The organism is Arthrobacter sp. UYCu723 (assembly GCF_054059215.1).
This window is the reverse complement of sequence record NZ_JBSSBW010000001.1, coordinates 3,394,658-3,419,857: the sequence shown is the minus strand read 5'-3', so window position 1 is coordinate 3,419,857 and position 25,200 is coordinate 3,394,658. Positions and strand designations below refer to the sequence as shown.

At 67.7% G+C, this 25,200-nt stretch carries 23 protein-coding genes and 1 riboswitch; of the genes, 4 read left to right on the top strand and 19 right to left on the bottom strand.

Translation table 11 applies throughout. The features are described from left to right. Window positions 1-69: 69 nt before the first annotated feature. From ACVWZ8_RS15955 to ACVWZ8_RS15895, 13 genes are all read right to left on the bottom strand, one after another. On the bottom strand, window positions 70-435 hold the full coding sequence (locus tag ACVWZ8_RS15955; protein ID WP_456505149.1) for a hypothetical protein: 366 nt from the start codon (window positions 433-435) through the stop codon (window positions 70-72). Next, window positions 432-758 carry a DUF2469 domain-containing protein gene (locus ACVWZ8_RS15950; RefSeq protein ID WP_426978373.1) on the bottom strand — a complete coding sequence of 109 codons (327 nt, stop codon included), beginning with the start codon at window positions 756-758 and terminating at the stop codon, window positions 432-434. Before ACVWZ8_RS15950 ends, ACVWZ8_RS15955 begins: the two co-directional genes overlap by 4 nt. 94 nt (window positions 759-852) lie before the next feature. Beyond that, entirely contained in the window at window positions 853-1,515 is a 663-nt protein-coding gene (locus ACVWZ8_RS15945; RefSeq protein ID WP_456505148.1) for a ribonuclease HII, read from the bottom strand. A gap of 9 nt (window positions 1,516-1,524) precedes the next feature. Then, window positions 1,525-2,433: a signal peptidase I gene (gene lepB / locus ACVWZ8_RS15940; protein ID WP_456505147.1), complete on the bottom strand. Its 909-nt coding sequence runs from the start codon at window positions 2,431-2,433 to the stop codon at window positions 1,525-1,527. 90 nt (window positions 2,434-2,523) lie between these two features. Beyond that, window positions 2,524-3,201: a signal peptidase I gene (gene lepB / locus ACVWZ8_RS15935; protein WP_456505146.1), complete on the bottom strand. Its 678-nt coding sequence runs from the start codon at window positions 3,199-3,201 to the stop codon at window positions 2,524-2,526. Window positions 3,202-3,306: 105 nt separating this feature from the next. Continuing rightward, window positions 3,307-3,666 (bottom strand): 50S ribosomal protein L19, encoded by a 360-nt coding sequence (rplS, locus tag ACVWZ8_RS15930; protein ID WP_354246957.1) that lies wholly within the window; start codon window positions 3,664-3,666, stop codon window positions 3,307-3,309. A 242-nt stretch (window positions 3,667-3,908) separates the two neighbouring features. After that, a complete protein-coding gene (trmD, locus tag ACVWZ8_RS15925; protein ID WP_456505145.1) occupies window positions 3,909-4,748 on the bottom strand; it encodes a tRNA (guanosine(37)-N1)-methyltransferase TrmD in 840 nt (279 codons plus the stop codon). Then, window positions 4,745-5,335 (bottom strand): ribosome maturation factor RimM, encoded by a 591-nt coding sequence (gene rimM / locus ACVWZ8_RS15920; RefSeq protein WP_456505144.1) that lies wholly within the window; start codon window positions 5,333-5,335, stop codon window positions 4,745-4,747. The genes trmD and rimM overlap by 4 nt, the downstream gene beginning before the upstream one ends. 125 nt (window positions 5,336-5,460) lie before the next feature. Then, window positions 5,461-5,703 (bottom strand): RNA-binding protein, encoded by a 243-nt coding sequence (locus tag ACVWZ8_RS15915; protein WP_056426755.1) that lies wholly within the window; start codon window positions 5,701-5,703, stop codon window positions 5,461-5,463. 4 nt (window positions 5,704-5,707) lie between these two features. Then, a complete protein-coding gene (gene rpsP, locus ACVWZ8_RS15910) occupies window positions 5,708-6,127 on the bottom strand; it encodes a 30S ribosomal protein S16 (protein ID WP_426979706.1) in 420 nt (139 codons plus the stop codon). A 255-nt stretch (window positions 6,128-6,382) separates the two neighbouring features. Further along, window positions 6,383-6,820, bottom strand: coding sequence for a hypothetical protein (locus ACVWZ8_RS15905; RefSeq protein WP_456505143.1), 438 nt, complete (start codon window positions 6,818-6,820; stop codon window positions 6,383-6,385). A gap of 151 nt (window positions 6,821-6,971) precedes the next feature. Beyond that, window positions 6,972-7,847 (bottom strand): VOC family protein, encoded by an 876-nt coding sequence (locus tag ACVWZ8_RS15900; RefSeq protein ID WP_456505142.1) that lies wholly within the window; start codon window positions 7,845-7,847, stop codon window positions 6,972-6,974. A 69-nt stretch (window positions 7,848-7,916) separates the two neighbouring features. After that, window positions 7,917-9,029 (bottom strand): amidohydrolase family protein, encoded by a 1,113-nt coding sequence (locus ACVWZ8_RS15895; RefSeq protein ID WP_456505141.1) that lies wholly within the window; start codon window positions 9,027-9,029, stop codon window positions 7,917-7,919. 118 nt (window positions 9,030-9,147) lie between these two features. After that, a riboswitch (TPP riboswitch) is annotated at window positions 9,148-9,255 on the top strand. Here ACVWZ8_RS15895 and thiC point away from each other — a divergent pair. After that, the gene (gene thiC / locus ACVWZ8_RS15890; protein WP_426978382.1) at window positions 9,251-11,050 is read left to right on the top strand and encodes a phosphomethylpyrimidine synthase ThiC; all 1,800 of its coding nucleotides are present in this window, start codon (window positions 9,251-9,253) and stop codon (window positions 11,048-11,050) included. Its footprint overlaps the riboswitch before it by 5 nt. 83 nt (window positions 11,051-11,133) lie before the next feature. Here the strand turns inward: thiC and ACVWZ8_RS15885 are convergent, their stop codons facing one another. Together ACVWZ8_RS15885 and ffh are read right to left on the bottom strand one after the other, a co-directional pair. Next, entirely contained in the window at window positions 11,134-11,883 is a 750-nt protein-coding gene (locus tag ACVWZ8_RS15885; protein WP_426978383.1) for an alpha/beta fold hydrolase, read from the bottom strand. Between the two features lie 89 nt (window positions 11,884-11,972). Beyond that, window positions 11,973-13,562: a signal recognition particle protein gene (gene ffh, locus ACVWZ8_RS15880; protein ID WP_426978384.1), complete on the bottom strand. Its 1,590-nt coding sequence runs from the start codon at window positions 13,560-13,562 to the stop codon at window positions 11,973-11,975. 152 nt (window positions 13,563-13,714) lie between these two features. Between ffh and ACVWZ8_RS15875 the strand changes: the two genes are divergently transcribed. After that, window positions 13,715-15,103, top strand: a complete 1,389-nt coding sequence (locus tag ACVWZ8_RS15875; protein WP_456505140.1) for a glucose-6-phosphate dehydrogenase — start codon at window positions 13,715-13,717, stop codon at window positions 15,101-15,103. Between the two features lie 98 nt (window positions 15,104-15,201). Here the strand turns inward: ACVWZ8_RS15875 and ACVWZ8_RS15870 are convergent, their stop codons facing one another. Together ACVWZ8_RS15870 and ACVWZ8_RS15865 are read right to left on the bottom strand one after the other, a co-directional pair. Then, entirely contained in the window at window positions 15,202-15,540 is a 339-nt protein-coding gene (locus ACVWZ8_RS15870) for a P-II family nitrogen regulator (protein ID WP_264354265.1), read from the bottom strand. Continuing rightward, window positions 15,537-16,922: an ammonium transporter gene (locus tag ACVWZ8_RS15865; RefSeq protein ID WP_426978386.1), complete on the bottom strand. Its 1,386-nt coding sequence runs from the start codon at window positions 16,920-16,922 to the stop codon at window positions 15,537-15,539. Before ACVWZ8_RS15865 ends, ACVWZ8_RS15870 begins: the two co-directional genes overlap by 4 nt. A 244-nt stretch (window positions 16,923-17,166) precedes the next feature. On the opposite strand from ACVWZ8_RS15865, the gene ACVWZ8_RS15860 reads away from it, so the two are divergent. Beyond that, window positions 17,167-18,417 (top strand): MFS transporter, encoded by a 1,251-nt coding sequence (locus ACVWZ8_RS15860; RefSeq protein WP_456505139.1) that lies wholly within the window; start codon window positions 17,167-17,169, stop codon window positions 18,415-18,417. Between the two features lie 87 nt (window positions 18,418-18,504). Continuing rightward, complete coding sequence (locus ACVWZ8_RS15855) at window positions 18,505-20,199, top strand: hypothetical protein (protein WP_456505138.1); 1,695 nt, start codon at window positions 18,505-18,507, stop codon at window positions 20,197-20,199. Window positions 20,200-20,278: 79 nt separating this feature from the next. Here ACVWZ8_RS15855 and ftsY read toward each other — a convergent pair whose 3' ends face one another. Both ftsY and smc read right to left on the bottom strand, forming a co-directional pair. After that, window positions 20,279-21,490: a signal recognition particle-docking protein FtsY gene (gene ftsY / locus ACVWZ8_RS15850; RefSeq protein ID WP_426978389.1), complete on the bottom strand. Its 1,212-nt coding sequence runs from the start codon at window positions 21,488-21,490 to the stop codon at window positions 20,279-20,281. A gap of 88 nt (window positions 21,491-21,578) precedes the next feature. Beyond that, complete coding sequence (gene smc / locus ACVWZ8_RS15845; protein WP_456505137.1) at window positions 21,579-25,190, bottom strand: chromosome segregation protein SMC; 3,612 nt, start codon at window positions 25,188-25,190, stop codon at window positions 21,579-21,581. Between the last annotated feature and the right edge of the window lie 10 nt (window positions 25,191-25,200).

Here is a 25,200-nt window from a genome sequence, read left to right as displayed (position 1 = left end):
TCGCAGCCATGTACGGCTGCCGGAACACACCAATGAACGACTACGAGGAGGACCTACATTCCAACAAATTCAGCGTGTCAGCCGTGGTGCGATGAACACAATGACGCCGCTGCCGAGTGCCTGACCCTGCGTTGCCTTTACTCTGATCGCGAGGATCCTCCCGCGCCGCCCGGCAGTCCGAAAACCGCAACCCTGGCTGCGCAGTTCAAGGCTTTGGGCGGGTTCCCTGATGAGATCGACACCATCTTCACCGAAGTGAGTTTTATCCCGGACGAAGAGGATAGCCCGGAGATAGTCCTGAGGTTTCGGGACATTGCCAAGGACCAGGACTCTGCCATTCTCGGCACCACAATCGCCGGCCTTAAAGAGCTGTACGCAAATCTTGGCCAATTCATTCGGGAGTTCGAACAGACCAACTAATTTGCCGGGCGTCAATTCCCCAGGTCCTCGACCTTCGGCAGGGCGAGTTCCTCGCCGTGCGGGAGTTCTTCGACGTTGACGTCCTTGAAGGTGATGACGCGGACGCTCTTGACGAAGCGGGCGGAACGGTAGACGTCCCACACCCAGGCATCCTGAAGCGTCAGGTCGAAGTAGACCTCGCCGTCAGCGCTGCGGGCCTGCAGGTCCACGTGGTTGGCCAGATAGAAACGCCGCTCGGTCTCGACCACATAGCTGAACAGCCCGACGACGTCGCGGTATTCGCGGTAGAGCTGGAGCTCCATGTCGGTCTCATAGTTTTCAAGGTCCTCGGCACTCATGGTTCCATCTTGCACCATCCGGCGCCGGGCGCGCGCCACGAGGTGCGCCACAACGGTCCGCTACCGGGCCCGGACCGTCGAGGCCGGCCGCAAGCTAGAGCAGCTGCCAGCTGACCCGGTGGTACGGCGTGGGCCCGGCCGCGCGGAGGGCGTTCTTGTGCTCGGCGGTCCCGTAGCCCTTGTTCTCGTCCCAGCCGAAGGCCGGGTACTCCGTGTGCAGCTCGCGCATCAGCCCGTCGCGTTCCACCTTGGCCAGGATGCTGGCCGCGGCGACGCTCAGGCACTGCATGTCCGCTTTGACGAGGGTGTGCACCGGCGCGTCGCAGCCGGGCTCCGCCGGGCCGTCGTCAAACAGCGAGGGCTGGGCCTCCGGCGACAGCCAGTTGTGGCTGCCGTCCAGCAGCACCACGTCCGGGACCACGCCGCCGGCCAGGACCGAGAGCCAGGCCCGCGTTCCGGCGAGCCGGAGCGCCCCCACAATGCCGAGGGTGTCGATTTCGTTGGCCGAGGCATGTCCGACGGCCGAGGCAACGCTCCAGCTCCGGACGAGTGGCACCAGGCGTTCCCGGTCTGCCACCTTTAGCAGCTTGCTGTCCCGCACATCCGCCAGAAGCTGCTGCTGTTCGAGGTCGATGACGGCGATCCCCACGCTGACCGGCCCGGCCAGGGCGCCGCGGCCCACCTCGTCGATACCGGCGAGGAGCCGGGCGGAGCTGCGGAAGCGGCGTTCGTAGTCAAGAGTGGGTGCGTCAGACATCGCTGCCCGTTACTGTCCGGCCGGGGCGGGAACGCCGCGGAAGACGTCCGGGTAGTTATCCAGGGACGTGATCCGGTTCAGCGGCCAGGCGATGACGGCAGCCTTGCCCTCGATATCGGCCACGTCCACGAAGCCGCCGTTGCTCTCCAGATGGGCGCGGGAGTCGGCGGAATGGTTCCGGTTGTCTCCCATGACCCAGACCTTGCCCTCGGGGACCACAACGTCGAAGTCGCGCACCTGCGGCACTTCCGCGGCGTTGATGTACTTCTCGGCCAGGGGCGCGCCGTTGACGGTGAGCTGGCCGCCGGCGTCGCAACAGACGACATGGTCGCCGGGCAGCCCGATGACCCGCTTGACGAGGTGCTGTTCGGAGTTGTCCGGCAGCAGGCCGACAAAGGTCAGCCCGTCCTGCACCCAGGTGAAGGGGCCGTCGACCTTCTCCGCCGCGGGGACCAGCCAGCCCTTGGTGTCCTTAAACACCACGACGTCGCCGCGCTGAAGCGCGAACGGTTCGGGGACAAGGAGGTTCACGAAGATGCGGTCGTTCACGTCCAAGGTGTTGACCATGGATTCGGACGGGATGTAAAACGCGCGGAACAGGAATGTCTTGATCAGGAAGGACAGCACAATGGCGACGACCACCACGGTGGCCACTTCCTTCACCCAAAGGAAGAACGGGTTGCGTCCTTCTTTCGCCTTGGCCCTCCTGGCCCGCTTTGACGTGGGTCCGGCGTGAGACGGACCGGTGTGAGATGCCCCCGCCCCCGCACGCTGAGCACGCTGCGCCTGCGGCACCGCCGCCGTCGGGTCCTGCGCCTGCGGCACCGCCGCCGTCGGGTCCTGCGCCTGCGGCACCGCCGCCGTCGGGTACTGAGGTGCCACCGCGAGCTCCGGGTCAGCCTGGAAATCAGGGCTCACCGGCTGAACAGAGGTGGGGATCGCTGAGGAGGTAACCCGGGGCTGGTGCTGCCCCCGCGGATCAGGAGTCCGGGGTCCGGTCTCGGGCATCTACTGTCCGTTCGTTGTTTTGTTGGCGGCCGCAGTGGGCCGTGTTACTGCTGTAAATCTATCAAGGGGCCAGATGATCTGTACCGGCCGGCCGACCACGCGGTCCAGCGGCACCATTCCCCCGCCGGGGGCGCCGAGCAGGCTCCGGGAATCGGCCGACATGGAGCGGTGGTCGCCCATCAGCCACAGCCGTCCGGCGGGCACGGTCACGCTGAACGTCTGCACGCTGGGGGCATCGCCAGCATTTAGGTATGGTTCCGCAACTTGCTGGCCATTGACTGTGAGCCGTCCCGGCGCGTCGCAACATACCACGTGGTCACCCGGAAGCCCGATGACGCGTTTGACGTAGGTGTCTTCACTGCCGGCCAGGCCAAGCCAGCGCCCGGCGGCGGCGAGGAAATCGTGCACCGGGCCCTTGCCGCTGTTCAGCGGGGCGAAGGAGCCACGGCCGTCGAAGACGACGACGTCGCCGTGCCGCACCGGCCCGGCCTGGAAGTCCGTCCGGGACACCACGATCCTGTCACCCTCGCGGAACAGCGGCTCCATCGAGGCGGAGGGGATGAAGTAGACGTCGAGCCAGACCGAACGGACCACCCCGCTGATGACGAAGGCGAGAGCCAGCGCCAGCAACGCAAAACGCCAGCCGAGTTTCCTGGGCTGGCGTTTTGTCTGTTCCATGATCCGTATCCTCTAACGCTTTTCTGAATTGAACGGCGCTGTTGCGGATGCTCCGGCGACAAGCCGGATACGGTCCGTGGACCCGCGGTGAAGTCCGGAAGGGACTTACTTTTTGGTCTGGAAGTCGCGCTTTTCCTTGATCTTCGCGGCCTTACCGCGCAGATCACGCATGTAGTACAGCTTGGCGCGGCGCACGTCACCCTTGGAGACAACCTCGATCTTGTCGATGATCGGGGAGTGCACCGGGAAGGTACGCTCCACGCCGACGCCGAAGGAGACCTTGCGGATGGTGAAGGTTTCGCGGAGACCGTCGCCGTGGCGGCCCAGGACGAAGCCCTGGAAGACCTGGACACGGGAGTTCTTGCCTTCGATGATGTTCACGTGAACCTTGAGGGTGTCACCCGCGCGGAAGACGGGAACATCGGTGCGCAGCGAGGCTGCATCTACGGAATCGAGGATATGCATTGATCCACTCCTGGTGAACGCCACAGGTCATTCACGTTGGGTCACGGCGGCGAAGCCCGGGCGCAAATGCGGTCCGGAAATTCCCGCCGAAAATTTTCAGTCCGGCTCCGCCAGGAATTGACAGGGCCGGGGTGCCGGGCTGTTGATAACGATCCCCACTGTGGCAGGTTCGTACCCAGCAGGCACAAGGACTAATTTTGCCACATCCGGGGGCTTCCGGCCAATCCCGCGCGACGCGGACTCTAGGACTGCTCCGCACCGGCGTCGGGGCGGCGCCTGAGGTGCCCGTCGACGACGTCGTACCCGAGGTCCGAGAAGGCCGTACGGTCCGCGCGCGGCAGCTTGGCGGCGTCGAACTCCGTGAGCAGGTCCGGGCGGCGTTCGGCAGTGCGCCGGTACTGCTGGTGCCGGCGCCATTGGGCGATTTTGCCGTGGTTGCCGCTCAGCAGCACCGCCGGCACCTCGCGGTCCCGCCAGCTGGAGGGCTTGGTGTAGACAGGGTATTCCAACAGCCCGTCCGAGTGGGATTCCTCGACCAGGGACTCGGGGTTGCCGACGACGCCGGGCAGCAGCCGCCCGATGGCCTCCACCATGGCCAGCACGGCCACCTCGCCGCCGTTGAGCACATAGTCCCCGAGGCTCATGGGCCGCACGGTGAAGTGATCGGCCGCCCATTCCATCACGCGCTCGTCGATGCCTTCATAGCGTCCGCAGGCGAACACCAGCCGGTCCTCCTCGGCGAGTTCGTGGGCCGTGGCCTGGGTGAACCGCTCCCCCGCCGGCGACGGCACAATCAGGACCGGCCTGGCCGCCGCTTCAGACGCCTCGGTCTCCGCGCTGGCGGCTTCGGGTCGGGCGGCGGCCACGGCGGCCAGCGCCTGGGCCCACGGCTCCGGCTTCATGACCATGCCGGCACCGCCGCCGTACGGGGTGTCATCCACTGTCCGGTGCCGGTCCGTGGTGAAGTCCCGGAGGTCGTGGACGTTGAGCTCCAGCAGCCCGTCCTGGCGCGCCTTTCCGATCAGCGAGAGTTCCAGCGGCGCCAGGTACTCGGGAAAGATGCTGACGACGTCGATCCTCATTTAGGCGTTTCTCCAGTGGCGTCGTCGGACTCGGCAGCGTCCTCGGACCCGGCGTCGTCGGACTCGGCGCCCTCTTCGGCGTTGACCTCAAAGAGTCCAGGCGGCGGGGTGACGAGGACAAAGCCTTCGCCGACGTTGACCTCGGGGACAATCTGCTCCACGAAGGGGATCAGGATTTCCCTGCCGTCCTGCGACGTGACCACGAGCAGGTCCTGGACCGGGAGGGTGTTCAGTCCGGAGACCTTGCCGACCACCTTGTCGCCGACGCGGACGTCCAGGCCGACGAGCTCGTGTTCGTACCAGCCCTCGTCGTCGTCGTCCTCGTCCAGTTCCTCGGTTTCGATGAACAGCTTGGCGCCGCGGACGGTTTCCGCCTCGTTGCGCGTCTCGATCTCCTCGAATGCGAGCAGCAGGATGTCCTTGTTCCAGCGGGCGCTGAGGATGGTGAGCGGGCCGGCCGAGGCGGGCTCCACCACGAACTGGGTGCCCGGGACGAAGCGGTCGCCGGGCGCGTCGGTGAGCACCTGGACGGTTACTTCGCCGCGGATGCCGTGGGGCTTGCCGATTCGTGCCACCTGAAGCTGCATCTGTTCCTCTGTTCGGGGTTGGTTTGCTCGGGGTTGGTGATTCTGTGGATCAAGGGAAAACAGTCCGGCCCCTCCACCATTATCTGGTGAAGGGGCCGGACTCAAAACAAGTGTTGCTGAAAGCGTTACCGGCGGCGGTCGGTGTCGACGACGTCGACCCTGACCGGTTCGCCATCCGCCAGCGCTGCAACCACAGTGCGCAGTGCGCGTGCGGTGCGGCCCTGCCGGCCGATCACCCGTCCGAGGTCGTCCTGATGAACGCGCACTTCGAGGGTGTCCCCGCGGCGGTTGTTCTTCGCACTGACCTTGACATCCTCAGGGCTGTCAACGATCCCGCGGACGAGGTGTTCGAGCGCTTCTGCCAGCAATGTACTAAGCCTCAGTGGTCTCTGCTGCGGCGTCGGCGGGGGCCTCGGCTGCGTCGTCCTTCTTGGCCTTCTTGGTGATGGCTTCCGGGATGATCACGGAACCCTTTTCCGGGGTAACGAAGGCAGCCTTGGGAGCCTTGGTCTTCAAGGTGCCCTCCTGGCCCGGGAGGCCCTTGAACTTCTGCCAGTCACCGGTGATCTTGAGGATCGCGGCAACCTGCTCGGACGGCTGTGCGCCGACGCCGAGCCAGTACTGGGCACGGTCCGTGTCGACCTCGATGTACGAGGGCTCTTCGGTCGGGTGGTACTTGCCGATCTCTTCGATGGCACGGCCATCACGCTTGGAGCGTGCGTCCATGACGACGATGCGGTAGTACGGTGCGCGCATCTTACCGAAGCGCTTAAGGCGAATCTTTACGGCCACTTTTGTGGTCACTCCTGTTTCTGAAACGGGGTCGAGCCCGGCGTTCTGCACCCGTGGGGCGGGCCGTACTAGGGGGTTCTAAAAGGACAAGATCCGGACGCGGAGAGAGGGGCCACGCAGATCGAGTACCTGTTCATTGTGCCAGATCAACGCACGGATTTCGACTTGACACTCTCACTGCGGGAAAATAACAGTGCAAATAAGAGGGCAAATCTGCAGACAATTCACCGGGCCAGGCGGGTCCGGCCTGCGGCGTCAGCGGGTCCAGACGTAGAGCCCGGACCGGGTGGCGGGATCGACGCCGGCAGCCAGTTCCGCCAGCTGGCGGACATAACGGGCGGCCTGGTCCGCACCGAAGGGCATGTCCTCCTCGGCGGCCCAGCTGAGGGCCACCTCCGCCAGGACGTCGCCCTCCCCCTCGGTCTCATAACTGAGCAGGTCCGCGAGCGCCCTGACCATGGCCGGCGGGACGCCGAGCAGGGAGTCGCTGGCCACGTCCACCATGGCGAGCTCGTAGTCGGCGCCGGCGGAGTGCACGGCCGTCCCGGCCAGATCGCCGAGGCGTTCGACTTCGAAGTCGCTGATGTCCGGGATCCGGAGGGCCCCGGCGGCCGCGGCTCCGCCGCCCTCGAGCGCAGCCGCGCGTTTGAGGGCTTCATCGTGGGTGGAGACAAAGATTTCGGTGAATCCCATGGGTGATCCTTAGTGGCTCGGCGCTGATCGCGCGGCGGAAAGTCCGGCTCCAGCCTAGCCCAGCCGCGCGGTCCGGACGGCGTGCTGTCAGCGCCGCAACCAGCGTGCCGTCAGCGCCGCAGCGCACCGTCGGCGCGCAGCCGGCGTGCCGTCAGCGCACGGCGACGCGGATTTGGTTCCGCCACGGGTCGTCGAAGCGCAGTTCGGCTCCCGTGTGGTGCGAGGGGACGCCGGCGGTCTTGAGACGGTCGGCGAGGGCTCCGACGTCGTCGCCTGACGGTACTTCGATCAGCACCTCGCCCAGGCCGAGGGTGTCCCGGCGGGGGCCGGCGCCGCGGCTGTTCCAGACGTTCATCGCCATGTGGTGGTGGTAGCCGCCCGCGGACACGAACAGCGCCTGGCCGTGCCAGCCTGCGGTCTTCTCGAAGCCGAGGGTCCCGACGTAGAACTCCTGCGCGGAGTGCACGTCACCCACCTGCAGATGGACATGCCCGATGCCGGCCTCCGCCTTACGCTGTCCGCTGACGGATTCCTCGGTGAGGAACTGTTCGAGGTAGCGCTGCGGCGGCAGGGCCAGGCTGTCCATCACAACGTTCTTGCCCTCCCAGGACCACGCCTCGCGCGGACGGTCCCAGTACAGCTCGATGCCGTTGCCCTCGGGATCGTTGAAGTAGAAGGCCTCGCTCACGAGGTGGTCCGCGCTGCCGGTGAAGGACTGCGGCTCGAACTGGGCGGCGCTGGCCACGGTGGCGGCGAGGGACGGCTGGTCGTCGAACAGCAGGGCGGTGTGGAAGAGGCCGGCCTCGCCGCGCGAGGGGAGGCTGAGTCCGGGCGCCGGGGCGAGGTGGACCAGCGGCTTCTGCCGGCGTCCAAGGTAGAGCCCGCCGTCCTGCTCGGCCACGATGTCGAGGCCGAGGGCGCGCTGGTAGTAGTCGGTCATGAGCTTCATATCGCCGACCTTGAGCATCACTGTGCCCATGGTGAGTGCGGCGGGAAGAAGATCCTGGGTGCTGGCTTCTGCAGTCATTTGATCGCTCCGGTGCTTCAGCGGCCACCGACCTTCGATGACCTTACATAGAGTAAATTACTTGAAGCTTCAATTTATTCCTAATGGCCTGGTTTGTCCCTGCCGGACCGGCTCTCCGCGCAGCACGATGTGTTTCAGCTGCCGCAGCGTGTCCAGGCCGCTCCGCGGATCGTCGGCGCAGACCAGGACATCGGCGCTGGCACCTTCGCTGATCGCGTCGGCACCCAGCCAGGCGCGGGCGGCCCAGGCACCGGCGTCGAGGGCTGCCCGGGCCGGAAGACCGGCATCGTGCAGGGCCTGGATCTCGTCAACGATCCGCCCGTGCTTGATGACGCTGCCGGCGTCCGTGCCGGCATAGATGGCCACCCCTGCTTCGAAGGCCTCCAGGATGCGTTCGCCGCGGCGTTCCCAGAGTGAGCGCATGTGCGCGGCGTAGCGGGGGAACTTTGTGTCCGCCCGCGCCGCGATGGCCGGGAACGTCGCGATGTTGATGAGGGTGGGGACGATCGGCACGCCCTGTTCGACGAAACGAGGCAGGTGCCGCGGAAGCAGGCCGGTGCCGTGTTCGATGCAGTCGATCCCGGCGTCGAGCATGTCATCCAGGGTGTCCTCGGCGAAGCAGTGCGCCGTCACCCGGACGCCTTCATCATGGGCGGCCTGCACGGCGTCCTTGAGCTCCCGGCCCGGGAAGCCCGGGGCGAGGTCACCGGCGTCGCGGTCAATCCAGTCCCCCACGAGCTTGACCCAGCCGTCGCCGGCGCGGGCCTGCTTGCGTACGGCCTCCACCAGCCCCTCCGGCTCGACTTCGACGGCGAAGCCGTGCAGGTAGCGCCGGGTCCTCGCGATGTGCCGGCCGGAGCGGATGATGCGTGGCACGTCGGCACGCCGCTGCAGCCAGCGGGTGTCGTGCACGGCGCCGGCATCGCGCACCAGCAGGGCGCCGGCGTCTCGGTCGGTGATGGCCTGCGCCTCCGCCACCTGTTCCGCGACATCCCCGCCGGGGCCGAGACCGATGTGGCAGTGCGCGTCGACCAGCCCGGGGATGACCCACCCGTCCAGCACGAGGTCCGGCGTGTCGGCGGGCCGGCGGAAAGTCAGCAGACCGTCGACGGACCACAGGCCGTGGTGTTCCCGGTCCGGCCCGGTGAGGATGGGGCCGCTGAACTCGATGATGCTGGTCATGGCTTAAAGCCTAATCCTCATGGCGATCCGCCGGCCCAGGTGGTCCAGTCCGAGTTGCGCTTCGTGGGCGCGGGGGGCCGCCAACTCCGGTCCCCGTCAACACCTGTGGTAGCTTCGTCTACGACCACACGGGTGCCCTTGCAGGGGCTGAGATCGGGCTGATGCAGCCTGCGACCGTTGAACCTGTCCGGGTAATGCCGGCGAAGGAAGTGAGTATTCCCGTGAATACGCAAGAAACACAGTTGATCCCTGCCAAATATGAGACTGTCCAGGAAACACAGTCGCTGAAGTCCCATTCTTTGGCTTTCACCACGGACGAGGAACACGGCATCCGCGTTCCGGTGACCGAAATTGCCCTGGAGGATTCCCCCGGCGGGGTGAAGAATCCGCCGTTCACGATATACCGGACGGCCGGCCCCGGAAGCGATCCAGTGGTCGGCCTGGAGCCGTTCCGGTCCGAATGGATAGAATCCCGGGGCGATACCGAGCCCTACGGCGGCCGGGAACGAAACCTGCTCGACGACGGCAAGTCCGCGGTGCGCAGGGGCGCCGCGTCTGCTGAGTGGAAGGGTGCACAGCCGGTGCCCCGCCGCGCCGTCGACGGCAAGACGGTCACCCAGATGCACTACGCCCGCCAGGGGCACATCACGCCTGAGATGCGGTTCGTGGCTGTGCGGGAGAACTGCGATGTGGAGCTGGTCCGCAGCGAAGTGGCCGCAGGCCGCGCCATCATTCCCAACAGCATCAACCACCCCGAATCCGAGCCCATGATCATCGGCAAGGCCTTCCTCGTGAAGATCAACGCCAACATCGGCAACTCGGCGGTCACCAGCTCCATCGCCGAGGAAGTGGACAAGCTGCAGTGGGCCGCCCAGTGGGGCGCGGACACGGTGATGGACCTTTCCACCGGGGATGACATCCACACCACCCGTGAATGGATCATCCGCAACTCCCCCGTCCCGATCGGGACGGTGCCGATCTACCAGGCGCTGGAGAAGGTCAACGGCGAGGCCAATGACCTGACCTGGGAGATCTACCGGGACACGGTGATCGAGCAGTGTGAGCAAGGCGTGGACTACATGACCGTCCACGCCGGTGTGCTGCTGCGCTATGTGCCGTTGACCGCCAACCGGGTCACCGGGATCGTGTCCCGCGGCGGAGCGATCATGGCAGGCTGGTGCCTGGCCCACCACGAGGAAAACTTCCTGTATACGCACTTTGACGAGCTGTGCGAAATTTTCGCCAAGTACGACGTCGCGTTCTCCCTCGGTGACGGTCTGCGGCCAGGGTCGACGGCGGACGCCAACGACGCCGCCCAGTTCGCCGAACTGGACACCCTGGCCGAACTTACCAAGCGGGCGTGGAAATACGACGTGCAGGTCATGGTCGAAGGCCCGGGGCACATCCCCTTCCACCTGGTCCGTGAAAATGTGGAACGCCAGCAGGAGCTGTGCGACGGCGCCCCGTTCTACACGCTCGGGCCGCTGGTCACGGATATTGCGCCCGGGTATGACCACATCACCTCGGCGATCGGCGCCACGGAGATTGCCCGCTACGGAACCGCGATGCTCTGCTACGTCACACCCAAGGAACACCTCGGACTGCCCAACAAGGACGATGTGAAGACCGGCGTGATCACCTACAAGATCGCCGCCCATGCCGCCGACCTCGCCAAGGGCCATCCCGGAGCGCACGAACGCGACGACGCCCTGTCCAAGGCCCGGTTTGAGTTCCGCTGGCGGGACCAGTTCGCGCTGTCGCTGGACCCGGTCACGGCCGAGGCCTTCCACGATGAGACGCTCCCCGCGGAGCCGGCCAAGACGGCCCACTTCTGCTCGATGTGCGGGCCCAAGTTCTGCTCCATGCGCATCAGCCAGGACATCCGGGACGAGTACGGCTCCGCGGATTCACAGGCCGCACTCGCCGACATGGCGGCGGGAATGCGTGCGAAGAGCAGCGAGTTCCTGGCCTCGGGCGGCAAGGTCTACCTGCCTGAGCCGCAGCTTCCCGCTCAGCGCTAGCGGACCCGCCCAACTAGGTCGCAGTTAACGTCGTTTTGGGCGCCCATAACGACATTAACTGCGACCCAGTTGGGCCAGCGGGCTCAAGAGGCGTGGGCGTGCTGGCTCCGGCCGACGTCGGCGATGAAGGCCCGGATGACCCGGTCACCCTCTGCTGAATCCTGGGGCCGGTGCCCGCCCGCCGCAATGCGGTGCAGGGCGCCGGTCTCGCGGAGGTAGCCGGCGATTTCCTCGTAGAGCGGCTCCCAGCCACCGGTCAGCACCAGGGTGGGGACGCCGGGGACGATCTGCAGCGGGGCTTCCCAGGGCGGTGCCTGCAGCCGCAGCCTGCGGGCTTCACGCTGCTCTTCGGGTCCCGGGACTTCGGCCGTTCCGGCGCCGGGGCTGTGGGCGGCGAACGCCCGGCGGATGAACTCGCGCCGGAAGTCGTCATCGCTGAGGTGGTGCCGCACATCGAAGAGCGGCTGCATCAGGGCCCGGTGCGCCGCCGTCGCGGGCAGTTCCGCCGTCAGCGAGAGGCAGGCCGGTTCAACCAGGGTCAGGGACTGCACCAGGTCGGGGCGCTCGACGGCGGCCATCATCGCCGCTATGGCGCCCTGCGAATGCGCCACGACGTGGCCGCCCGACTCGCCGCGGCCGTCGTCGGCCAAGGCCCGCAGCACAATGACGGCGTCCGCGGCGAAGTCCGATTCAAGGGGTTCCGCGACGGCGTCGAAGCCGTGCCGGCGCAGGAACAGCGCGTCGTAGCCCAGCGCCATCCCGTGCTGTTTCGGCCACGCCGCGGCGCCGAAGCTGCCGGCCCCGTGGACGAAAACTACCCGCTGCTTGAACATGATCCAACCCTATGGCACCGGCCCGGCAATCAGCCCCGGCGACATAACGGTCCCGGCGTCTGGTTTGCCTGGTCGGCTACTTAATGCCGTTACTTGCTGCCGCCGAGGAACTTATCGAAGCCCTTGGGCAGGTTCAGCTGGGAGGGATCGAAATCCTCACCCTGCTGGCCGAAGGATGCCCCGGTGGGCAGTGGCTTGGGTCCGGCGGCACGCCGGGCCTCGGCCTCGCGGAGTTCCTGCGCGGCCTTGGCCGGGTTCCCGGAGCGGGCCTTTTTCTTGGGCGCGTTCTTGGCACCCTTGCGGGCACCGCCGCCGCCGCCCATGCCCGGCATACCGGGCATTCCGGGCATGCCGCCGCCGGCAGCCATCTTCTTCATCATCTTCTGCGCCTGGGCAAAGCGCTCCAGCAGGCCGTTCACCTCGGAGACGTGCACACCGGAACCACGGGCAATACGGGCGCGGCGGGAGCCATTGATGATCTTGGGCGCAACCCGTTCGTGAGGGGTCATGGACCGGACGATCGCCTCGACGCGGTCGATCTCCCGTTCATCGAACTGCTCGAGCTGCTGCCGGATGTTCTGCGCGCCGGGCATCATCATGAGCATTTTCTTCATGGAGCCCATGTTGCGGATCTGCTGCATCTGGGCGAGGAAGTCGTCCAGGGTGAAGTCTTCCTGGTCGGCGAACTTCTTCGCCATCCGGGCGGCCTCGTCCTTGTCCCAGTTCTGCTCGGCCTGCTCGATCAGGGTGAGCACGTCACCGAGGTCGAGGATACGCGAGGCCATCCGGTCCGGGTGGAAGAGCTCGAAGTCGTCCAGGCCTTCGCCGGTGGACGCGAACATGACGGGCTTGCCGGTTACGGACGCGACGGAGAGCGCGGCACCGCCGCGGGCGTCGCCGTCGAGCTTGGAGAGCACGATGCCGGTGAAGTTGACGCCTTCGTCGAAGGCCAAGGCCGTGTTGACGGCGTCCTGGCCGATCATCGAGTCGATCACGAACAGGACTTCATTCGGGACGATGGCCCGGCGGATCTGGCGCGCCTGTTCCATCATGTCCGCGTCGACGCCGGTCCGGCCGGCGGTGTCCACGATCACGACGTCGTGCAGGGTGCGGCGGGCTTCCTCGACGCCGGCGCGGGCGACGGCGACCGGGTCGCCGGCGGGGTGATCGAGCTCGGTGGAGGTGGCGCCCGGGTGCGGGGCAAACACCGGCACGCCAGCGCGCTGGCCGACGATCTGGAGCTGGTTGACGGCGTTGGGGCGCTGCAGGTCGGAGGCGACCAGCATGGGGCTGTGGCCCTGGGCCTTGAGGTACTTGGCGAGCTTGCCGGCGAGGGTGGTCTTGCCGGCACCCTGGAGGCCGGCGAGCATGATGACGGTGGGGCCGGTCTTGGCGAGGCGGATCCGGCGGGTTTCGCCGCCGAGGATCTCGACGAGTTCCTCGTTGACGATCTTCACGATCTGCTGGCCCGGATTCAGCGCGGCGTTGACCTCGGCGCCGAGGGCACGCTCGCGCACGCGGCCGGTGAATTCGCGGACCACGGGCACGGCAACGTCGGCGTCCAGCAGGGCACGCCGGATCTCGCGGACCGTGCCGTCAACGTCCGCCTCGGTCAGGCGGCCTTTGCCACGGAGGTTCTTGAAGGTTGCTGTCAACCGGTCAGAGAGTGAATTGAACACGCGCCGTGCACTTCTTTCAGTGGATCTACGGATGGCGGCCGGTCCGGCACGCCAGCGTCGCGACTGATGTTCGCCTGAACGAACCGCCTCGACAACGGGACTCGACTATCTAGGGTACCAAGACGCGCCTCCAAGATGGCATGCTGGCTTAGGTGACCAGCCAAACAACCGTGAAAACCCTGCTCATCCTCGGCGCCTCGGGCGACCTGACCGGAAGGCTGCTGCTGCCGGGGCTGGCCCGGCTGGTGGCCCGCGGGCATGCCGAGGGCCTGACGCTCGTGGGTGCAGGCTCCGATCCGTGGACGCCGGAACAGTGGCTGGACCGCGTCGAGGAGTCCTTTGCCGACGCCAATTCCCAGGCCGAGGCCCACGGCAGGCGGGAACTGAAGCGGATCCGCGAAACCACCAGCTACCACCAGCTGGACGTCACCGCCGAAGGGCAGCTCGCCGGGCTGCTGGCGCAGCTCAAGGGTCCCGTGGCCGTGTACTTCGCCCTGCCGCCGCGGATCAGCCAGCTGGCCTGCGAGGCCCTGACGCCGGAGCAGGTGCCGCCCGGAACCCGGCTGGTGATGGAGAAACCGTTCGGCTCCGATGAGGACTCTGCCCGCCACCTGAACAAGATCCTGGCCACCCTGGTCCCGGAGGACCACATCCACCGGGTGGACCACTTCCTGGGCAAGGCGACGGTGCTGAACATCCTGGGCCTGCGCTTCGCGAACACGTTCCTGGAACCCGTCTGGAACCGGCAGCACATCGAAAAAGTGGAAATCATCTTCGACGAGGACCTCGCACTGGAAGGGCGTGCGCGCTATTACGACGGCGCCGGCGCCCTCCGCGACATGATCCAGAGCCACCTGCTCCAGATCATGGCCCTGATGGCGATCGAGCCTCCGGCGTCCGTGGACGAGCGGGATCTCCGGGACGCGGTGGCCACCGTACTGCGCGCCAGCAGCATCAAGGCACCTTATGCCAAGAGCACACGCCGCGCCCGGTACACGGCAGGCACCACCGGCGGCCGCAAGGTCCCGGACTACGCCAAGGAGCACGGCGTGGACCCCGACCGGGGCACCGAAACCCTCGCCGAGGTCCAGGTGGAGATCGACAACTGGCGCTGGCAGGGCGTGCCGTTCATCCTCCGCTCGGGCAAGGCCCTGGGCGACAAGCGCAAGGAAGCCGTGGTCACCTTCCGGCCCGTGCCGCACCTGCCGCAAGGGTTCACCGGGGTGGACTCCCCCAACCAGCTGCGGATCGGATTCGGCCCGGACACGCTGCAGTTCGACGTCGATGTGAACGGCCCCGGCAACGTCCTCGCCCTGGACCGCGTCACCCTTGCGGCCGAGCTGAGCGCCTCCGAGCTGCTCCCCTACGGCGAAGTCCTGGAAGGCGTCCTCGCCGGCGATCCCCTGCTGTCCGTCCGTGCCGACACCGCGGAGGACTGCTGGCGGATGGTCGACCCCGTCCTGAAGTCGTGGGCCCGGGGAAGTGTCCCGCTGGAGGAGTACGCCGCCGGGACATCCGGTCCGGAGGGCTGGCCCACGTAAGCCATAAAATACCCGGGCACAGAAAAGCGGGCCGGCTACCTCTTCAGGCAGCCGGCCCGCTTTTGCTGGTGACGCTCTGCTAGATGGCGGCGCTAGAGCTAGATGGCGGCCGATCCGCGTTCCCCGGTGCGGACCCGCACGGCCTCAAACACATCCATCGTCCAGACCTTGCCGTCCCCGGCCCGGCCGGTGTTCGAACTGGCGATGATGACATCCAGGATGTCGTCCGCCTGTTCGTCCGTGGCCAGGACCTCTACCCGGATCTTGGGCAGCAGGTCCACGTTGTATTCGGCTCCGCGGTACACCTCGGTGTAGCCGCGCTGCCGGCCGTAGCCGCTGGCCGCGCTGACCGTGAGGCCCTGCACCCCGTAGGCCTCAAGGCCTTCCCGGATTGCATCGAGCTTTTCCGGCCGGACGATTGCTGTGATCAGTTTCATGCCCCCACACTTTCCTTGCCTGCTGCGGTCTTCTTGCCATTGGACGCCGGGTCCGCCGGGGCGGCGGCCGCGGCGGCTGTTTCTTCCGGGATCCCGGCTTCGCCCTGCGGCTTGCCGGTGATCAGTTCATGCAGCGGCTGGAAGCTTCCGCCGTGGCCGCCGACACCGAATTCGTAGGCCGTCTCTGCGTGCAGGCTGAGGTCCACGCCCACCACTTCCTGTTCCTGGGAAACCCGGAAGCCCATCGTCTTGTGGATGGCCAGGGCGATCACGGTGGTCAGGACTGCCGAGTAGGCGATGGCCGTGCCGGCCACTGCGAGCTGGGCCCACAGCTGGGTGAAGCCGCCGCCGTAGAAGAGGCCGCCGCCGACGCCCTCGACGGGGAGCGCGATGAAGCCCAGCGCGACGGTGCCGATGATGCCCGAGACCAGGTGGACGCCGACGACGTCGAGCGAGTCGTCAAAGCCCCAGCGGAACTTGAGTCCGACGGCGAGCGCGGAGGCCACACCGGCCACGACGCCGAGGCACAGTGCACCGACCGGGCTGACGTTCGCGCAGGCCGGGGTGATCGCCACGAGGCCAGCAACCACACCGGAAGCTGCACCGAGCGAGGTCGGGTGTCCGTCGCGGATGCGCTCCGTGACGAGCCAGCCGAGCATGGCCGCGGCGGGGGCCGCCAGGGTGTTGACCCAGATCAGGCCGCCCTGCTCCGCCGTCGTGGCTGCGCCGCCGTTGAAGCCGAACCAGCCGAACCAGAGGATGGCAGCGCCGAGCATCACGAACGGGATGTTGTGCGGGCGGTGGTTCGGGTCCTTCCCGAAGCCCTTGCGGTTGCCGATGATCAGCACGAGGATCAGTGCGGCGACGCCGGCGTTGATGTGCACCACCGTACCGCCGGCGAAGTCAATCGCGGGGCCCAGGGCCTTGCCGATGGCGCCTTCCGGGCCGAACAGCCCGCCGCCCCAGACCATGTAGGCCAGCGGGCAGTAGACCAGCGTGACCCAGACCGGCACGAAGACCGTCCACGCGCCGAACTTTGCGCGGTCCGCGATTGCTCCGCTGATCAGTGCCACGGTGATGATGGCGAAGGTGGCTGCGTAGCCGACCTTGATGAGTCCGTCAGGGGTGGTGACGCCCTCCAGCCCGAAGGTGGCGAACGGGTTCCCTACCATCTGGAGGAAGCCCTCGCCGGAGCTCATCGAGGCGCCCCAGAGCACCCACACGACACCGACCATGCCGATGGAGATGAAGCTCATCATCATCATGTTCAGTGCAGCCTTGGCGCGCGTCATGCCGCCGTAGAAAAATGCGAGTCCTGGTGTCATGAACAGCACGAGTGCCGCCGCCACCATCAGCCATACGTGACCTGCGGTAAGTTCCATGGTGCACGTCCTCCTTGCTTGGATGCGATCTAAGGTTTGTTCCTGCGGATTGCTCCGCCTGCCCCAACGCGTTTTGCGTTCTAAGAAGAGTTTTGCCGGGCAGTGTTTCACCGGCAGAGGATTTACATTGCCGGGTTGTTACAAGAACCTCCCGGAAGTAAATGGTGCGTCTCCGCCTTGTTACGGTTATGTTTCACGCCTTTAGTTCCGCCTTCCGCGTTCCGTGATCGAGGACCACAGCATCATGAGCAAGACCCCCCGCCCCGCCGGTGAAACCCGGTCCCAGGCCGCCGGCCGCCCATCGGGCCGCGCCCGGCTCCCCCGGGACATCAAGGTGATGTTGGTTGCCGCCTTCCTGATTGCGCTCGGCTTCGGGCTGGTGGCGCCGGTCCTTCCGCAGTTCGCCACCACGTTCGACGTCGGCGCGACGGCCGCCGCCGTGATTGTGAGCATCTTCGCGTTCATGCGGCTCGTGTTCGCCCCGGCCGGCGGGGCACTGATTGTGCGGCTGGGCGAACGGCCGGTGTATGTGGCCGGTCTGCTCATTGTGGCGGCCTCCACCGCGGCCTGCGCCTTCGCCCAGGACTACTGGCAGCTGCTGGTCTTCCGCGGCCTCGGCGGTGCGGGTTCGGTGATGTTCACGGTGGCATCGATGGCCCTCGTGATCCGGCTGGCGCCACCGGAAAGCCGCGGTCGTGTCTCCGGCGCCTATGCCTCGGCTTTCCTGATCGGAAACGTCTGCGGCCCGATTGTGGGTGGCCTTCTCGCCGGCTTTGGTCTCCGCGTCCCGTTCCTCGCGTACGCGGCAGCGCTGGTCCTGGCGGCCCTCGTGGTGCAGACCCAGCTCAGCCATGTTCCGGCCGCGTCCCGGCCGGAGGGCGGGGTGGCCCCGGCGATGGAACTCCGGGAAGCCCTGCGGGACAGCGCCTACCGCGCCGCCCTGGTCTCCAGCTTCGCGAACGGCTGGGCCACCTTCGGCGTGCGGATGGCCACCGTGCCCTTGTTCGCCGTCGCGGCACTAGGGGCGGGACCGGAGGCCGCCGGCTGGGCGCTGGCCGTGTTCGCGGCAGGAAACGCGGCGGCACTGACGTTTTCCGGCCGGCTCGCCGACAACCTGGGCCGGAAACCCCTGATGCTGGCTGGCCTGCTCGTCACCGGCACCGCCACGGCCGCCATCGGCTTCACCGAGCAGCTGCCCTGGTTCCTCGTGGCGTCCGCCGTCGCGGGCATCGGCTCCGGCCTGCTCGGCCCCGCCCAGCAGGCGGCCATTGCCGATGTGATCGGCAATGAACGTTCGGGCGGCCGCGTCCTCGCCGTGTTCCAGATGACCGCGGACAGCGGCGCCATCATCGGTCCCGTGTTCGCCGGGCTGCTGGCGGACCGTCTGGGCTACGGTTGGGCTTTCGGCGTCACCGGCGGCATCTTGGTCGCCGCAGCAGCCGGCTGGCTGGTGGCCCGGGAGAGCCTCCGGGCCCAGCCCGCGGCGAAGGCCTGAGGCCGGGGGCGGCGCCACGGTCAACCGGGCGCCCCGGCCTTGGCTAAGCTGGACGGGACTTGCCAAATCTTCCGGAGGTACTGCCTTATGGCGCCAATCGACCATTCACGCGGGTATTCAGCTGCCCCCGACCCCTCCGATGATGACGGCGCGCCCAAGGGCAACAAGAAGCGCTCGCGGCTGATCGCCGCCGCAGGGATCGTCGCCGTCGTGGCAGCTGCCGCGGTGGCCATCCCGCTGACCTTCGGCGCACCCGCGCCGGGGCCGCAGTCCGCTGTCTCGAGCCCGGCCGCAACGGCCGCAAGCAGCGAACCCGCAGAAGTGGGTCCTGCCGTCACCTACTACGAGCAGGCCGGGCCACCAGCCGGTTCACCGCTGGAAAAGGTTGAACCCCTTAAGGTCGACGTGTCCAAGGACCTGGTGGGCACCTCCCTGAACAAGGGCCTGACAGGAATCTCGCTGGAGGCCACGGACCTGGCCGACCCCGATCTGAGCAGCGACAACGCCTCGATGGTGAAGCTCCTCAAGGAGATCGACCAGCCGGTCCTGCGGTTTGGCGGCAACGCCGTGGACCGCCGGTTCTTCTGGACGTCCTCCAACGAGGCCCTCCCCTCCAACTACCGCGGAGACAAGGCGCATCCCGCAGAGGCTGTCGGTCCGGCGGAACTCACCCGGGTCAAGACGCTGCTGGACGCAACGGACGCCAGGGTCAGCCTCACCGTCGACCTCGGCCACTACGACCCGAACCGCGCGGCGGACATGGTCAAGCACGCCTCGGAAATCTTCGGTGACCGGCTGCTCAGCATCACCATAGGCAACGAGCCCAACGGCTTCGTCTTCAACGATGTGAAGACCGACGGCTACAGCCTGGACCAGTACATCCGGGAGCTCAAGGACTACGCCAAGGCGATCTATGCCGTGGCCCCGAATGTGCCCATTTCAGGTCCGGGCGCCTATGACCAGAAGTGGTGGCAGCCCTTCGTCGATGCGGACATCCCGCAGAAGAAGATCCTCACGTTCCACAACTACCCGCTCTACAGCTGTGATGGCAGCGACCCCAAGGGCTCGCCCACCATGTCCAACCTGATGAGCCGGCTCATGCACGACCGTGCGGCCGATTACCAGCAGGCGGCCCTCAAGGTGGGCCAGGCGGCGGGCCTGGAAACGTGGCTCCCGGAAACCGGGATCGCAGCCTGCCCCGGCTCCAACGAGACCTCCCGCACGCACGCATCGGCACTCTGGACCGCAGACTATGCCCTCAACGCCGCGCAGCTGGGGATCACCAGGATCGGGTTCCACAGCTCCATGCTCAGCTGCAAGGGCGGCCCGCCCATGTCCGCCATCTGCAGCGCCGGCGCCTACCCTCTGGGCAACGGCCAGATGTCCGGCCGGGCCAACTTCTTCGGCATTTCGATGGTGGCCGAGCTGGAGGCCGGAAAGTTCATGAAACTGGACAGCTCCGGAGGCGGGCTGGCGTACAGCTACGCGCTGCAGAACGCTGACGGCAGCACCAGCGTCGTCATCGTCAATGAGAACGATCCGGAAAAGGCCGCCCAGACCGATGTCACGCTGAACCTTCCGGGCAAGCCGCTGACCGGCACCATGACCCAGCTCACCGGCCCCAGCTACGGGGCCGAGGACAGCACCGTGATCGACGGGGTCACGTCCGAACCGACGCCGCTGGCGGACCGCGCCACGGTGCCGGGCTTCCAGTACAAGTCCGGGACCCAGAACTTCAAGCTGACGGCCGGCACCGTGACGGTGCTGAACTTCAAGTACTGATCCTTCCCAACTGGCTCGCATTCGTTGTCGTTTTCAGCGGTCAAAACGGCAACTACTGCGAGCCAGTTGGGTTGCGGACTCAGTTCAGCAGGGCGTCGACGAAGCCCTCCGCGTCGAACGGAGCGAGGTCGTCTGCGCCCTCGCCCAGGCCGATCAGCTTGACCGGGACGCCCAGCGATCTCTGGATCGCGACGACGATCCCGCCCTTGGCGGTGCCGTCCAGCTTGGTCAGGACGATGCCGGTGATGTTGACGACTTCGGCGAAGACCCTGGCCTGGTTCAGGCCGTTCTGGCCCGTCGTCGCGTCCAGGACCAGCAGCACCTCGTCCACTTCGGCGAGTTTTTCAATGACGCGCTTGACCTTGCTCAGCTCGTCCATCAGGCCCACCTTGTTCTGCAGGCGCCCGGCGGTGTCGATCATGACGACGTCGACTTCCTGATCAATGCCCGCCTGGACCGCCTCGTAGGCGACGGACGCCGGGTCCGCCCCGTGGACGTGGGACCTGACCGTGGGGACGCCCACGCGTGCACCCCAGGTGGCAAGCTGCTCGGAGGCAGCGGCGCGGAAGGTGTCCGCGGCGCCCAGCAGCACGTCCTTGTCCTCGGCCACGAGCACGCGGGCAAGCTTGCCCACGGTGGTGGTTTTGCCGACGCCGTTGACGCCGACCACCAGCACGACGGCGGGCTTGTCGGCATGGCGCTCCACCCGCAGGCTGCGGTCCATCGTGGGGTCCACGAGCTTGATCAGTTCCTCGCGCAGCAGGGCCTTGACGTGCTCCGGGGAACGCGTGCCCAGGACTTTCACCCGTTCGCGGAGCGCGTCCACGAGCTGCATGGTCGGTTCGGTGCCGAGATCGGCGAGCAGGAGGGTCTCCTCCACCTCGTCCCAGACGTTTTCGTCGATCTTGTCCGCGGAGAGCAGGGCCAGCAGGCCCTTGCCGAAGATGTTGTTGGACTTGACGAGGCGTTCGCGCAGGCGGGTCAGGCGGCCCGCCACCGGCAGCGGCGTCTCCACCGGGACGGTTTCCAGGCCGGCCACATCGTCCGGCACCTCGACCGTTTCGAGGCCCTCCAGGTCGGCGGTCTCCGGCGCCCCGCGTTCTCGCGTTGGCGAGGGCCGGTCCTCGACGAGGGTTCCTCCGGCGGAGCCTGACTGCACGGGATCGTTCTCGTCACGCGTGCCCGGGTAGCTCGTGATGTTCTTCCGGGTCTTCATGAGGACCGGAATCAGCGCACCGAGGACCACCAGGGCAGCGAGAATGGGCAGGATAATGGGGAGGATGTCGTTCACTCCCCTAGCTTCTCACAAACGCGAAAGCGGCCGCGGAGACGCCTGGGTCCGGGGAGCGGCCCGGGCCGCCGTCCGGGCAAAGCGGGTTTCAGACCTCCGCGCGGAGCCGCTGGCTGATGACCGTGGAGACGCCGTCGCCGCGCATGGTGACACCGTAGAGCGCGTCGGCGACCTCCATGGTCCGCTTCTGGTGCGTGATGACGATCAGCTGGCTGGATTCGCGCAGTTCCTCGAAGATGGTGATAAGCCGCCCCAGGTTGGTGTCGTCCAGGGCTGCCTCCACCTCATCCATGACGTAGAACGGTGAGGGCCTGGCCTTGAAGATCGCCACGAGCAGGGCCACGGCCGTCAGCGAGCGTTCGCCACCGGAAAGCAGCGAGAGCCGTTTGATCTTCTTGCCCGCCGGGCGGGCTTCGACCTCGATGCCGGTGGTGAGCATGTCCGACGGGTCCGTCAGGACCAGCCGCCCCTCCCCGCCCGGGAACAGCCGGGCGAACACGCGGACAAACTGGGCGGACGTGTCCGCGAAGGCTTCCGCGAAGACCTTCTGCACGCGCTCGTCGACTTCCTTGATGATGTCCAGCAGGTCCTTGCGGCTGGACTTGAGGTCCTCCAGCTGCGTGCTCAGGAACTGGTGGCGTTCCTCCAGGGCGGCGAACTCCTCGAGGGCCAGCGGATTGACGCGGCCCAGCGCGGAGAGGTCACGTTCGGCACGTTTGAGCCGTTTCTCCTGCTCTTCCCGGACAAAGGGCTTTCCTTCGACGATCTCGGCGCCGTCCTCACCGACGGGGGCTCGCAGGGCAGCCCATTTGTCCGCCGCTTCCCCGGCGGGCAGGGGCACGGGCTGGTCCGGACCGTAGTCGGCCACCAGCTGATCGGCCGTGAGCCCCAGTTCCTCGACGCTCCTGAGTTCCAGGCCCTCGATCCGCAGCCGCTGCTGGGCGCGGGCCAGTTCGTCGCGGTGCACGGAGTCGGTGAGTTCCGCGAGCTCGCGGGCCAGGGCGTCGGTACCGGTGCGGACCTCGGCGAGTTCGCGGTCCATCTGCTCCCGACGCTCCTCGGCGCTGTCCCGCTCCTGCCGGGCGAGCTCAACGGAGACATCGATGAAGCCGAGCACCTGTTCGACGGCGGCGGAGACGGCGGCGGCGCGTTTCGCCTGGCGGCGGCGGCGGCGCGCGCGTTCGGCGGCTTCCTCGCGGGCGCGGCGTTCGGCGGTGGCGGCGCGTTCGAGCGAGGCCGCCCGGTTGGCGGTGGCTGTGAGTTGTTCCTCGGCGCTGCGCAGCGCGAGCCGCGCCTCCATCTCGGCGGCGCGGGCCTGCGAAGCCGCAAGGGCAAGGGCGTCACGGTGCTCGGCGGACGGCTCTTCCTCGGCGGGCGTTTCCTGGGCGGCGGCCAGCCTCGCCGCCACCGCTTCGAGGGACGCCTGTTCCGTGCGGATGTTCGCCTCGGCCTTGGCGAGGGACGCGGCGAGCCGTTCACTTTCGCCGACGGCGCTGCGCAGCACGGAATTGAGGTGTCCCAGCCGCTCGGCCACGGCCGCGAGCCGGGCGTCCGAGTCGTGGAGTTTCTCCAGGGCGGCGTCCGCGCGGTCCTGCGCTTCGGCCCGCCGTGCCTGCGCTGCGGACAGCGCGAAGCGGTTTCGCTCCAGCCCGGCGGTCACCGCGGCCAGCCTTGCGGCGGCGTCGTCGACGGCGGCCTGGACCTCCAGCAGCGAGGGTGCCTTGGCGGAGCCGCCGCTGGCCGTCAAGGCGGTAAACACGTCCCCTGCCCGGGTGACGGCTGTCAGCTCCGGCCGTCCCGTGATCAGCTCCGCGGCGGCGGCGAGATCGTCGACGACGGCGATGCCCGCCAGCAGGCCGGACAGCGGCAGTTCGGCGATGGCCGTCGGGGACCCGGCGGAGGCGACAAGGCTTGAGGCCCAGCGAGCCCCGCCCGGCAGCCCGGCGTCCGGCAGCAAGATGTCCGGCTGAGCCGGGGCGTCCGGGGCCCCCGCTACCAGCAGCAGCGAGGCGCGGCCGGCGTCGTCGTCCTTCAATCGCTGGACCGCGGCGGCGGCGGCCTCCGCGTCCTGCACCACGACGGCGTCCGCGGAGGTACCGAGGGCGGCGGCGATGGCGGCCTCGAAACCGTTCTCCACCGTGATCATGGCCGCCAGGGACCCCAGCACGCCGGGCAGCCCGGCGCCGAGCACATGGCCGGTGCCGTCCTTGCGGTTCAGGCCAAGCTGCAGGGCGTCGCGGCGCGCCACGAGGGCACCGCGTTCGCGCTCGCCCTCGCGCTCGGCCGCCTTGAGGGCGTCAATCTCGGCGATGACCGCGTCGAGGGCACCGTTGGCGTCCTCATAGTCGGCGTCGAGGGTTTCCTCGCCGTCCTCGACGCCGGCCACCTGGGATTCCAGGGCGGTGAATTCGCTCTGGGCGTGCCGGCGGCGCTCCTCCCCTGCCTTCTGGGACTCGCGGAGCCGGCCGAGTTCGGCCTGCGCCGACTCGACGCGGGACCGCGCCGCGCCGACCTGGCCGGCGAGTTTCGCCAGGCCCTCACGCCGGTCCGCGGCGGCACGGAGCAGGGCCGCGAGCCGCTTGTCCTCGGCGGCGGCCGCGTTCTCGGCGTCCTGCTTGGAGTCGGCAGCAGCGTCCAGCGCGCCGCGCCGGTCCAGGATCTGCCGCTCGAGGTCGGCCTGTTCCTCGCGTACCCGCGCGGCCTGCCGGTCCAGCTGGTCCGGGTCCCGGCCGGTGTCCGGGACCGAATCTGCCGCGCCCAGCAGCCGCCGGCGTTCCTCGGCGAGGGAGCCGAGGGACCGGAGCCTTTCGCGTCCGGCGGAGAGCTGGTACCAGTTGTCCCGGGCGGCGTTCAGCTTCGGCGTGGCCCCGGCGGCGAGCTGTTCCAGATCGGCCCGGCGCTGCCGGCCGTGTTCCAGCTCCCGCTCGACGACGGCGCGCCGGGCCTTGAGGGCTGACTCGTCGGCGACGTCCTGCTCCAGCGCGGACTGCAGCTGGACGAGATCGTCGGCGAGGAGGCGGGAACGTGCGTCGCGGACTTCGAACTGGACAGTCTGGGCCCGGCGGGCCACCGCCGCCTGCTTCCCCAGCGGGGTCAGCTGCCGCCGGATTTCCCCGGTGAGGTCGCTGAGCCGCTGCAGGTTGGCCTGCATGGCTTCGAGTTTGCGGACCGTTTTTTCCTTGCGCCGCCGGTGTTTGAGGATGCCGGCGGCTTCCTCGATGAAACCTCGCCTGTCCTCGGGCGTGGCATGCAGGACCTTGTCCAGCTGCCCCTGCCCGACGATGACGTGCATCTCCCGGCCCAGGCCGGAGTCGGAGAGGAGTTCCTGGATGTCCAGCAGCCGGCAGCCTGCGCCGTTGATGGCGTATTCCGAGCCGCCGGTCCGGAACAGGGTGCGGGAGATGGTGACTTCGCTGTAGTCGATCGGCAGGGCGCCGTCGCTGTTGTCGATGGTCAACGACACGTGGGCGCGTCCCAGCGGCGGCCGCCCGGACGTCCCGGCGAAGATGACGTCCTCCATCTTGCCGCCGCGGAGCGTCTTGGCCCCTTGCTCGCCCATGACCCATGCCAGGGCATCCACCACATTGGATTTGCCCGAGCCGTTGGGTCCGACCACGGCGGTGACGCCTGGCTCGAATTCGAAAGTCGTCGCCGAAGCGAAAGACTTGAATCCCCGGACGGTCAGGCTCTTGAGGTGCAAAGTGCTTCGG

Coding starts and splice junctions, on each gene's coding strand:
- ACVWZ8_RS15950 (WP_426978373.1), bottom strand. CDS start 758: ATGAGTGCCGAGGACCTTGAAAACTATGAGACCGACATGGAGCTCCAG.
- ACVWZ8_RS15945 (WP_456505148.1), bottom strand. CDS start 1,515: ATGTCTGACGCACCCACTCTTGACTACGAACGCCGCTTCCGCAGCTCC.
- lepB (WP_456505146.1), bottom strand. CDS start 3,201: ATGGAACAGACAAAACGCCAGCCCAGGAAACTCGGCTGGCGTTTTGCG.
- rplS (WP_354246957.1), bottom strand. CDS start 3,666: ATGCATATCCTCGATTCCGTAGATGCAGCCTCGCTGCGCACCGATGTT.
- trmD (WP_456505145.1), bottom strand. CDS start 4,748: ATGAGGATCGACGTCGTCAGCATCTTTCCCGAGTACCTGGCGCCGCTG.
- rimM (WP_456505144.1), bottom strand. CDS start 5,335: ATGCAGCTTCAGGTGGCACGAATCGGCAAGCCCCACGGCATCCGCGGC.
- ACVWZ8_RS15905 (WP_456505143.1), bottom strand. CDS start 6,820: ATGGGATTCACCGAAATCTTTGTCTCCACCCACGATGAAGCCCTCAAA.
- ACVWZ8_RS15900 (WP_456505142.1), bottom strand. CDS start 7,847: ATGACTGCAGAAGCCAGCACCCAGGATCTTCTTCCCGCCGCACTCACC.
- ACVWZ8_RS15895 (WP_456505141.1), bottom strand. CDS start 9,029: ATGACCAGCATCATCGAGTTCAGCGGCCCCATCCTCACCGGGCCGGAC.
- ACVWZ8_RS15885 (WP_426978383.1), bottom strand. CDS start 11,883: ATGTTCAAGCAGCGGGTAGTTTTCGTCCACGGGGCCGGCAGCTTCGGC.
- ACVWZ8_RS15870 (WP_264354265.1), bottom strand. CDS start 15,540: ATGAAACTGATCACAGCAATCGTCCGGCCGGAAAAGCTCGATGCAATC.
- ACVWZ8_RS15865 (WP_426978386.1), bottom strand. CDS start 16,922: ATGGAACTTACCGCAGGTCACGTATGGCTGATGGTGGCGGCGGCACTC.
- ACVWZ8_RS15860 (WP_456505139.1), top strand. CDS start 17,167: ATGAGCAAGACCCCCCGCCCCGCCGGTGAAACCCGGTCCCAGGCCGCC.
- ACVWZ8_RS15855 (WP_456505138.1), top strand. CDS start 18,505: ATGGCGCCAATCGACCATTCACGCGGGTATTCAGCTGCCCCCGACCCC.